Source organism: uncultured Butyricimonas sp., from assembly GCF_959596855.1.
Taxonomy (GTDB): Bacteria; Bacteroidota; Bacteroidia; order Bacteroidales; family Marinifilaceae; genus Butyricimonas; species Butyricimonas muris.
Map to the genome: position 1 here is coordinate 122577 of NZ_CAUFYA010000009.1, position 11016 is coordinate 133592.

Consider the following 11016-nt stretch of genomic DNA (forward strand, 5'->3'; position numbering starts at 1 on the left):
AATAATTTTAGACATTCAAATATCAGGAGCCATTAACATCATCAATATCAACAACTTCTCCAAACGTTCCCGGATATAATGATTGGCATTATTCTTGTGTCGTTTAATTGTATTTATAGCGATATGCAGTTCGTCCGCGATCTCTTGATGAGATTTTCCTTCCAGACTTAAACGATACACTCTTTTGCAGGATTCCGGTAATTCTTCAAAAACCTGATTTATCATGGCAAAAACCTCTGCCTCTATAACTTTACTAACAAAGTCTTCTTCAAGCTCATCACAAGTATATCCCTCCAGACGCTTTTCCGCCCTTCTCTTGTTTCGGATATAAGTTAAACAATTATTACGTATTCCCCGGTAAAGATATACTTTAAGAGTTTCTTCATTCTGAAAGACTTCCCCTTTTTCCCACAACTTCATGAAAAAGTCTTGTAACAAATCAAAAACAACCTCCTCATCCTTTATATATTGCAGGGCAAAATATTTCAAAGCGGTGAAATACTGCTCGTATCCCGCCTTAAACTGCTTGGAATCGGAAAGATCCACTATTTTTACTGATTCATTACTAACCATCACTTACATATAAAAGATCCACACTCACTATCACACTTCAATAATTCAAAAATAACGAAAAATAAACACCTTTCAACAATTACACTCCGTTTTAACATTCATTCAGGCAAAAAATATCCCGAAGCCACAAGCCCCGGGATATTTTCATGGTGTCGGCTCTCGAACTAAGAGGCGACTTCACCTTTGATTATCTCTATAATCTTCTCGTTATTAATAATAATCATACCGTGCTTGTCGCTCGTGATTCCCGGCTCTAACACGTAAGTATAAGTCGGCAACTTACCTTTCATCACGGTCGGCAGGTAAGCGAAAGTCACGTTATCACAATGCTTGCCTAACTCCTGTCCCACCTCGATAATGTGCGTCGAAATCATGAAAGCACTGTTACGTCTTTCCGCCAAGGCCTCGGTTACCGCCAAAGTGGCATCGAAAGCGTCTTTCACGTTCGTTCCCTTGAACAACTCGTCGAAGATCACGATCAAACGCTTGTTGCGGCTCACCTCGATAGCCACGTTCTTCACGCGCAACACTTCCGCGTAGAAGTGACTGTAACCCAAGTTAATATTATCCGGCACATTGATAGAAGTGTACATACCGTCCTGTATACGGAATTGCATTGTCTTCGCGGCAATCGGGAAACCCATGTGTGCCATGTAAACGGCGATACCGAAGGATTTCATCAAAGTAGACTTTCCCGCCATATTTGCCCCGGTCAGGAAGAAAATATTTTTGGATGCGGTCACTTCCAGATCATTGGAAATCGCACCATCAATACGAGGATGATGTAAACCCGTTGCGGCTACCAGCACTTCGCCGTCATCGGCAGCCATCGCGAAGCAGAAATTCTTCTCTTTAGCCACTCTACCCACGACCACGTTCAAGTCGACACCCTGCAATAACTCGATAACCTCTTTGAACTGTTTGTTCAACAAGCAACGAAATACCCGGTCAAAAGCGATCAGATTGACCAACCCCGGATTATCCTGACGGGGATGTCCTAACAATTTATCAATGCGGGAATCCTTCAATAACGAACGTCCCTTCTCAACAACGCTCTGGAACGGATTGCCCGCTACATCGGTCGCCAGTTTATCGAAATATTCACGAGCCTTCCGGTAGAACTTGATCGACATCAGTATCCGCTCCCGGATAATATTGAATTCCGGATCATTACTGATATAATGCATCGACTTCGCTTTCAAAAGCTGGAATATATTCCGGAAACCGTTTTTACTGCTTGCACCGGTGATATATTGCTCGACCACGTCAAACTCGTCCTTCTCGAACGGGAACCCGAAATCGTGATCCCGGAAATAACGGAACACGGAAGAACGGTCATTAATAGCCTTCGCATCCGTCAGCGGGTGCAGGAACATATTTTCCATCATACGTTCCCCGCCACGGGTAATCGTCCCCACGAACATGCTGTAAACGGAATTATTCTTGTACTTACCTAGCAGGTTCAAATCATCCAGCGTCTGTTTATCTGTTTCAAAACTCATGCCTCTCCGTTTTTAATGATTTCAATAATCCGTTCATTATTCACGATCATCATACCGTGGCGGTCATCCGTGATACCGGAAGCCAGCGTGTAAGTATAGATCGGTTTACTCCCCTCCATCTTCGTGGGCAGGTAAACAAAGTTGATATTGTCACAGCGTTCCTTCAGTACCTCACCCGCCTCAATGATATGTGTCGAGATTATAAACGTGCAATTTCGGATTCCGGCAAAAGCTTCCGTCACCGCCACCGTTGCATCGTAAGCATCTTTCACGTTCGTACCCCGGAACAACTCGTCGAATACCACGATCAGATGTTGAGTCTGACGCACTTGCTGTGCCACTTTTTTCACCCGCAACACTTCAGCATAGAAGTGACTATATCCCATGCTCAGGTTATCGGGCAGATTAATCGTCGTGAACATCCCGTTCTGCACGGAAAATTCCATCTCTTTAGCGGGAATCGGGAATCCCACGTGAGCCAAGAAGATAGAGATCCCGAAAGTTTTCATAAACGTTGATTTTCCCGCCATATTCGCTCCCGTCAGGAAAATCACGTTACTATTCTCGTCTACCTCTATATCATTGCCTACCGGTTTTGTCAGGAACGGGTGGAAAGCACCCTTCAGCTTCAAGATATTGCGGTCGTTCGGATAAGCCTTACCGAAAACGAAATTGCGATCCCGTGCCACCTTCGCCACCGCCATATAAACGTCAAGCAGGTAAACGTAGTAAAGAATCTTCATCATCTTATCACGTTCCTCGAAACGGAACACGCGGTCGTAAACCACCGCTTGCTCGTAAGCCAATTTCTTCTTTCCTTTCTCGGAAGTATACCACGCCCATTTCTCGTTATCAAGCAACCCTCTCAAATTCGCCGTCAAATCGGCTATCGTCTTGTTGCCCGTGTCCGACTTTGAATTCTTCAGAAAATCACCCAAAGTATTCAACAACTCAATGCAACATACAATCCCGTTATGTAACTGGGTATATTCCGTGTCCGTTCCCACCAAATTCTTGAACTTGCGTCCCAACGTGTTATCCTGCGTCATCAATTGCGTGCGACGGTCAGTATTACCGAGGTAAAATTCCATGGTATCGAAAATCTCGCTCCGGAAAGGAAATACCGCCTCTATATCGCGGTAATAACGAATCACGTCACTCCGCTCGTTAATCTGGTCGGCATCCGACAAGGGATAAAGAAACATCTCTTCGAGAATTCTCGCCCCACCGCGTGTTTGCGTGCGGTTAAAAATCTCGTAAACAGATTTGGTCCGGTTATTCCCGAAGATCGCCAGATCATCCAACGTTTGTTTGTCTATTTTAAAACTCATTCTATATCAATTAAAATTGAAAATTGAGAATTGAAAATGTGAATCATTACATATCCACATTTTCAAATTCTCTTATCTTTTCCATTTTAAATCTAAAATCATAAATCTAAAATCGGAAATCATACTATCTTCCTTTTCTGCGAATCCAGATAAGAACTCCGGCAGCAGCCAAAAGCAAGGGTATCAAGAGAGTAAACGACCACTTGATAATCCAAGCTCCCGTTTTCGCGACATATACCTTATCATCCGGTAGCGGCGGACGTCTCACGTCGATAGGCACCTCTCCATCCGATAACCAGAAGAATCCTCCCGTTACCAAAGTATAGTTAGAAGTACGCGCGGTCGGAACTCTTCTTCCGAACTCACCGTTACTGATACAGTCCGCATCACCCGTCAAGATAATTTTTTGTTCTTTATCCCCAACTTTTCTTGATAATGCCACAGCCGTGGAATAGGTCTTCTCTACTTCTCCGATAGCAGGATTCAAACGAATCGTGTCGTCGATAAAGTCCGTGGTTTCCAATTCGTTCCAAACACCAATGGTATCCGTCTTGAACATGGTCGTAACCTTGTATCCCTTATCCGCAATTTGCTCCAATCCGGCTACACTCGGGGTAGACATCACCATTCTATATCTACGCATCGTTCCGAAATCATAAGCGATACTGTCAGCCGCCTCTTTCGTCGGGTAAGACAAAATCACGTCAGCTTGAAGATTCGTATCCTGTTTAACCAGAACGCCCTCTGTCATCTCGAAACCGAATTTTGCGAAAAGCGGGTTCATCACGTCTCTACGTTTCGGTTCTCCCAAAATAAACAAATTACCACCGCGGTCGATATACTGTTGCAAATTAGCTTCCTCCGCGGGAGTCAACCACTCGCGCATATCGGAAATCACCACGATATTGATATGTTCCGGCACTTGTTTGTCCAAACGAACTTCTTCCACGTCAAACCCTTGATTTAACAAAGAATGACGGAAACTTTTATCGTCCGCGAACGCACTGTAATCCCGGTCTTTGCCACCATAGAAACTACGTTCCCCATGTCCCTGTACGATACCCACTTTCGGGAGTTCCATCACCATCCGTTTGAAAGCGGCAGAAATCTCTCGTTCACTCGGGAAACGTTGCATATCGTTATAAATTCGTAACCAAGCTTTTTCCCCGTTATCGCGAACGATTTGACGAACGAAAGTATTCCCTTCTCCGGACAAATCGATTTTCTTACGAATCTCTTCCGGTCCCATGAATCTGTTGGAATCCAAACCATACATCTTACAAACCTCAACCATCTTCTCGCGAAGGTTCTTATCCGGGAAACGTCTGTCTAACTGAGGATTCGCACACGTGTCATAATAATACACGTATTTCAACTTCATATCCGGTTTGAACCGCAGATATTGTTCGAAACGATCCATATCCGGTTTCAGGAAATAGAAAGCGGCATACCACGAAGCACCCGGATCAAGCGCATTAATATACGTGGTGATAGTCATTCCACCGTCCAATTTAGCCACGATCTCTTGGCTATTCGGGGTCAACGTATTCATTTTAGTCGCAGTCGCATCATAATAAACCTTCATTTTCGGCATGGAAGTGATAAATCCAAGGACACAAACCAAAAGAATAACACCAACATTTCTTCCCAACGTGATCACGAAACGAATCTTTTGACGTACCGCGTTCAAACGGATAATCGTCAACGCAAGGAACAAACAAACTACAAGGATAAAATAAAGTAAATCTTCACTACAAATCAACCCGGCAATAAACTTACCGCTTCTACCCGGCATAGCCAACCAATAGGTCACATCGCGAACGAAATCATACTCTTGCCACCAGTCCCCAATCATACTCAACACCATCAACACGGCAAACGTTCCGATAGCCGCCACGATCTGGTATGAAGTCAAACTGGACATAAAAATACCAATAGCCGCGTAAGCACAGATCAACAGGTACAATCCCAACAATCCGACAAACACCATTGGCCAATCGAAATCTTTAATAACAGACCAGCTACAAAGCGTGATTAAAAGAAGAATACCAATCATGAAAAGCCCGTAAATCATCATGGACACGAACTTACCCACGATAATCTGCAGATTGGTAATCGGAGAAGAATACAACAAGCGAATAGAACCACTACTCAATTCCTTGCTGACCAAACTCATGGTCAAAAGTGGAATATAAAAATACAAGTAATTCTGCATATTTACAAAGACGGCCCCCCAAGGATTAGCGAAGATATTAAACGTGGCTCCCGCGACGCTATATCCCATTTCTTGAGAAACTACCAATCCCTCGATCTTACCGGCAAAAATCAAACCAGCCTGTATACCGAACACGACCAAGATTAACCATGCAACAGGAGAATAGAATAACATTTGCAATTCCGTTCTCGCGATATTATATATCATTTTAAACATAACCTGATTATTTAATGTGCTTTTTTAGACAATTCCGCGAATATACTATCCAGAGAGCTCTTCTCTACCCGAATCTCGGATAGACGCCAATCTTTAGCGGCGCTCTCCTTCACGATACGATCAATAACCTCCTGCGCTTCCGTGAAACGAATACGGAATTTCATGTTACCCAATTCTTCCACGCCCAGTACGCCTTCAATCTTGGCAAGTTCTTCCGTTGCCGGAGGATCAACCATGGAAAGATAAAGGGTATTCGGGATAATATAATTGTCAAACTCATCAACGGAGCCCATGAACACGAGCTTTCCTTCCTCGATCATCATGATATGATCGCAAACGGCTTGCACCTCGGTCAAAATATGCGTGGAAAGAATCACCGTACGATCCTGCGCGATATCCTTGATCAAATGACGAATCTCCATGATCTGGTTCGGGTCCAACCCATTCGTCGGCTCGTCAAACACTACTAGAGCAGGTTTATGAACAATCGCCTGAGCGATACCAACACGTTGTTGATAACCACCTGACAAATTCTTAATCAAACGCTTGCGAAAATGAGTGATACCACATCGTGCTAAAACTTCCTCTACAGCAGATTTAAGTTCACTATCCGGAACCCAGCGCAATCTGGCACAATGAAGTAAATATTCTTCTACAGTTAAGTCACCGTATAAAGGGGGCTTCTGGGGTAAGAAACCGATATGACGTTTAGCATCCACCGGATGTTTACGGGTGTCAATCCCGCTGATAAAAACATTACCTTCCGTTTGTTTGATAACACCGCAAATAATGTTCATCGTGGTTGATTTACCGGCACCGTTCGATCCCAGCAAACCATAAATTCCCCGTACAGGAATCTCGAAACTAATGTCGCGTACCGCCCATTGAATGCTGTAGCGATGTGACAAATGTTCGACTTTTACAATTGGCTCTTCCATAAATTTGTTATTAAAATTAATATGCTCTTACAACAACACTTTTGCAAACTTTATAAATAGACGTTTCAGAATTGATTTAGTGTTATTCCAAAATCAATTTTATGAAAACTTTAAGATTTCCCAACCATTCAAACAACTGGTTAATACAATATTACCCTTTTCTCTCCTAAATCTTCTTCACGTCATTATAAAAACACTTTTTGACATTCCATCATGTCAAAAGTAGTAAATTACAAATCGCATCAACAATAAAAAATCAACTTTAACGTTTTGTTAATAACAACATTAAGAAAGTTTTCACAAACGACAACATGTGGATAAAAAAAGAAGCACTCTGTTGCAGGTTAAAAGCAAATCACCTAACTTGCAAGCCTGAACCGACGCGATTAACCGGATGTAAGAAAAGAAGATGAAAAAGACGAAATGGATTTGGATTTGGGCAGCCATAGGCCTTGTACTGGGGATTGTCATTTTTTGGCCGAGTAACAAAGGAAATAAAGAAGCGATACTGGAAGCCAACGCTGTTGACGAAGTCGTGGACACGACAGAGTTACAGCAAGTACATTATAAATATGGCATCCCCTCCGATAACTTCGAGATAGCGGAAGGTGTAGTGGAGAAAAACCAGAACCTTTCTCTCATCCTCGCGAGGTACAAGGTATCCCCTGCCAAAATACACGAGATCGCGCAACGCTGTAAAGATGTTTTTGACGTGAGAAGTATCAAACGGGGTCAAAACTATACTCTTTTCCTCGCTAAAGACAGTCTTCGCACCCCCGAGTTCTTTATATACGAGAAGAACGCCCTCGAATACGTGGTGATCGACTTCAAAGAAACATCGGAAGTGTACGTGGGACAAAAAGACGTGGTAAAAAAAGAACACACTGCCAAAGTAGGTATAACCTCTTCTTTATGGAATGCCATGGTTGAAGCAAACACCGATCCCACTTTAGCAATCACGTTATCTGAAATATACGCTTGGTCTATCGACTTCTTCGGTTTGGCGAAGGGCGATTCGATACGGGTTATATACGAGCAATCGTACGTCGAGGACAAACCTCTACGTGACTTCAATGTCAAAGCGGCGATTTTCACGAACACCGGCAAAGACTTCTACGCTATCCCCTTCGAGCAAAACGACAAATTTTCCTATTTTGACGAAGAAGGCAACAGCTTGCAGAAAACCTTTTTAAAAGCCCCGTTAAAATACTCCCGTATATCCTCGGGATTCTCCAACAACCGTTTTCATCCCGTGCTGAAAAGATACAGGGCACATCACGGCGTAGATTATGCAGCCCCCACGGGAACGGAAGTGTACACCATCGGCGACGGGGTTGTCGTGAAAAAAGCATATCAGGCAAACGGCGGCGGCAACTATGTGACCATAAAACACAATAGTGTCTACTCCACCACTTACATGCACCTATCCAAATTCGCCAAAGGCATTCAACCCGGCAAACGCGTAAAACAAGGCGAAACCATCGGTTACGTCGGAGCCACCGGACTTGCCACCGGTCCTCACTTGGATTTCCGGGTGTACAAAAACGGAACCCCCATCAATCCGTTGAAAATGAGTTCTCCCCCGAAAGAACCCGTTTCACCCGAAAACATGCCTCACTTCACACAAGTGAGAGATTCACTGGTGAACTTACTAAGAAAAATCTAAGAATGAAGAAAATCTCAGAATCGTCAATCACTAAATCATAAATCATAAATCGTTTCCCCCGTCACCTTATAGTAACGCCATTTTCCGGCATGCAACCCTTTCTTGTAACGTCCCTCGCACCACAAATGTCCCGTGCCGTAATAGAACTTGGCTTCCCCATGCCGTACGCCCTTCCGGAATCCGATTTCCGCCCGTACCGTGCCGTCCGGAAAAAATTCCTTGTAATAACTAATCTCCCCTTTCTTGTAACTCACTTGCGCCAACAACTCGCCGTTCTCGTAAAAGAAGGGTGCTACCCCGTCAATCTTGCCCGTGCTGTAAGGCAACTGCCCGATCAACTTACCCGCTTTGTTAAACACGCACCATACCCCATCCGGATACCCGTCCTTCAATGCCCCGCGAAAAAGCACTTTATCAGTTGAATACTCGTAATATTCCCGGGAACCAATCGCAATACTATCCGGCACGACAGGATAATAACCCCCCGCTTCTATCTGATCAATCTGATTCTCGAACTGCCGGTTCAACTCCCGCATACGATACTCCTCGGGAGCCTTGGCATTATAATTTGCCACAATTTGCGTCTTAAAAGCATCTCCATTCTTGGATAGAGCAAGCCCCACCGTCTCGAAACTCAAAAACGCCCCCTTGTTCTTCTCCAGCTCATCCCGGGAATCCGCTTTAAAAGAACCATACAAATACTCGTATGTATTCGGAGCCTGCACGTACCCGAACACGTTATTCCTGCTCCCCAGACTTTCCATCGTCTGCAAATACTTCTCGTTACGGGACAGCGTGTTTCCCAACACGTATTCCTTGATCATCTCGGTAAGCGTCTCCGGGGAATTACTGAAAACAACGTAATCTTCCAGAAAAGTATAATAAGGTCGCTCGAACCTATCAAACATCCCCCCGAAAAAGAGATTGAAGAAACCCTTCAAACGGAAATAATGAATGGTGTGCCCGTTATATTCAATCACCCGTTCCTTCACGGGAGTCGTTCGCTGAATCTGTTCCGCCAGATAAGCCAACTGATCTTTCGCCAGATCAATATCTTTCCCCCGGACAGCCAACACGATATTATCCGCCCGTTGCCCGCTTTCCAAACGAGGCTTAATGATCGTCACCTCGTTCCCAATCCATGAAGAAAACAAATCCAACACATCCACCCCCAACCATTTATTCATCCTCTCCAAAGATTTCGTGATCTCCGCGTAAGACCGCGAATTATTTGTCTTGTAATTCTCCAACAACAAAGACTCCACCTTCTCGAATGAAGGGAAACAGAAAGAGATATAAGCCGCCGTATTCTCGCCCGCTATATTCTTCACGGAAGAAGTTCCGCCCTCGAGAGAATTCACCACATCCAGCAACGAAAAGCTACTTGAGTCGGGATTCGTTTCCCCCGTGAAACGCAGATTTTTATCATTCAACTGCAACATCAACCGGGTATTCTTCAATAAAGCGACCTCGTTTACCACCGCGGATTTTTCCATGACCGAGGCAATCCATTTTCCCAATTGACGATGATCGATATCCAGAATCATATCGCCCGATGCCGCCACCATCCCGGTATTCTTCTTTATCTTACAACGGGCAAGCGAACGGGAAACCAAAGAACGGGACAACGAGGCTATCAACAGATTATCTTTGATCGTGAAATAAAACTGCAAATCCGCCCAAGTCAATTCCCGAATCTCCCCGTTCGGGTCCTTGAACCGTTTCACCCGTATTTCATCATCTTCAACGAGCGCGAGCAACCACGATTCAAAGAGGCGAATCACGTTCAGTTTACCCAAATCACAAACATACAAGAGATCGTAATCATTCAGCGCCACCTGATGACAGGATATGGTCACGGGACGATCCGTCACGATACGCTTCATCTTCGGGTAACTATTCGCCAAAGAATCTATATACTGTAAATCCGAATGATACTCCTCGAAATACGGATAGCTCTTCAACGAGCGCCAGATAAAATTCCTCCGCAAACGTTCATGAACACTATTCACGGAACGAATATTCACCTTAAAAACCGCATCCGCGGGCACCGCTTGCAGGGTATTAAACTTCCCCAAGTTGCGGAAAACACCAAGCCACACGACCAAACCGAACCCCAGCAAAAGGCCTGACACGACAATTAATTTCCTCTTTGTACTTTTCCGCATATATTTCACTCCGCTACACTATTTCGATACCACAATATTAAGAAATTTAGACGGGATTATCGTATCTTCGCGACAGATATTTAATACAAATTATGGCTTCATACTGGCAAATATTCATATCATTTTTCAAGATCGGTTCCTTCACCCTTGGAGGCGGTTATGCCATGATCCCTCTAATCCAGAAAGAGGTCGTGGAGAAAAAGGCGTGGCTGAAAGAGAGTGAATTTGTCGAAATGCTCGCCATCGCCCAATCAGCCCCCGGTCCGATAGCCCTCAACACGGCAATCTTCGTCGGGTACAAGGCACGGGGGGTAAAAGGTGTCATCTTTTCCAGCCTCGGTACCATACTACCCTCCTTTATCGTGATCCTGCTCATTGCCATGATCTTTACAGACTTCAAGGATAAC

8 protein-coding genes are annotated in these 11016 nt (G+C 44.3%); 2 read left to right on the plus strand and 6 right to left on the minus strand.

The annotated features are described in order from the left end of the window. Nucleotides 1–15 precede the first annotated feature (15 nt). The 5 genes from Q5866_RS06305 to Q5866_RS06325 form a co-directional block, all read right to left on the minus strand. A complete protein-coding gene (locus tag Q5866_RS06305; RefSeq protein WP_292265335.1) occupies nucleotides 16–573 on the minus strand; it encodes an RNA polymerase sigma-70 factor in 558 nt (185 codons plus the stop codon). A 164-nt stretch (nucleotides 574–737) separates the two neighbouring features. Continuing rightward, nucleotides 738–2075 carry a hypothetical protein gene (locus Q5866_RS06310; RefSeq protein WP_303179531.1) on the minus strand — a complete coding sequence of 446 codons (1338 nt, stop codon included), beginning with the start codon at nucleotides 2073–2075 and terminating at the stop codon, nucleotides 738–740. Beyond that, entirely contained in the window at nucleotides 2072–3406 is a 1335-nt protein-coding gene (locus Q5866_RS06315; RefSeq protein ID WP_099291536.1) for a DNA mismatch repair protein, read from the minus strand. Before Q5866_RS06315 ends, Q5866_RS06310 begins: the two co-directional genes overlap by 4 nt. A gap of 124 nt (nucleotides 3407–3530) precedes the next feature. Beyond that, a complete protein-coding gene (locus tag Q5866_RS06320) occupies nucleotides 3531–5837 on the minus strand; it encodes a Gldg family protein (RefSeq protein ID WP_099291535.1) in 2307 nt (768 codons plus the stop codon). A gap of 11 nt (nucleotides 5838–5848) precedes the next feature. Then, nucleotides 5849–6775 carry an ABC transporter ATP-binding protein gene (locus Q5866_RS06325; RefSeq protein ID WP_303179533.1) on the minus strand — a complete coding sequence of 309 codons (927 nt, stop codon included), beginning with the start codon at nucleotides 6773–6775 and terminating at the stop codon, nucleotides 5849–5851. 409 nt (nucleotides 6776–7184) lie between these two features. Between Q5866_RS06325 and Q5866_RS06330 the strand changes: the two genes are divergently transcribed. Next, entirely contained in the window at nucleotides 7185–8441 is a 1257-nt protein-coding gene (locus Q5866_RS06330; RefSeq protein ID WP_099291533.1) for a peptidoglycan DD-metalloendopeptidase family protein, read from the plus strand. Nucleotides 8442–8476: 35 nt separating this feature from the next. Here the strand turns inward: Q5866_RS06330 and Q5866_RS06335 are convergent, their stop codons facing one another. Beyond that, nucleotides 8477–10609, minus strand: coding sequence for a DUF3352 domain-containing protein (locus Q5866_RS06335; protein WP_303179535.1), 2133 nt, complete (start codon nucleotides 10607–10609; stop codon nucleotides 8477–8479). 92 nt (nucleotides 10610–10701) lie between these two features. Between Q5866_RS06335 and Q5866_RS06340 the strand changes: the two genes are divergently transcribed. Beyond that, the coding region (locus Q5866_RS06340; RefSeq protein ID WP_303179537.1) for a chromate transporter at nucleotides 10702–11016 on the plus strand (315 nt) is incomplete at its 3' end.

Coding starts and splice junctions, on each gene's coding strand:
- Q5866_RS06305 (WP_292265335.1), bottom strand. CDS start 573: ATGGTTAGTAATGAATCAGTAAAAATAGTGGATCTTTCCGATTCCAAG.
- Q5866_RS06310 (WP_303179531.1), bottom strand. CDS start 2,075: ATGAGTTTTGAAACAGATAAACAGACGCTGGATGATTTGAACCTGCTA.
- Q5866_RS06315 (WP_099291536.1), bottom strand. CDS start 3,406: ATGAGTTTTAAAATAGACAAACAAACGTTGGATGATCTGGCGATCTTC.
- Q5866_RS06320 (WP_099291535.1), bottom strand. CDS start 5,837: ATGTTTAAAATGATATATAATATCGCGAGAACGGAATTGCAAATGTTA.
- Q5866_RS06325 (WP_303179533.1), bottom strand. CDS start 6,775: ATGGAAGAGCCAATTGTAAAAGTCGAACATTTGTCACATCGCTACAGC.
- Q5866_RS06330 (WP_099291533.1), top strand. CDS start 7,185: ATGAAAAAGACGAAATGGATTTGGATTTGGGCAGCCATAGGCCTTGTA.
- Q5866_RS06335 (WP_303179535.1), bottom strand. CDS start 10,609: ATGCGGAAAAGTACAAAGAGGAAATTAATTGTCGTGTCAGGCCTTTTG.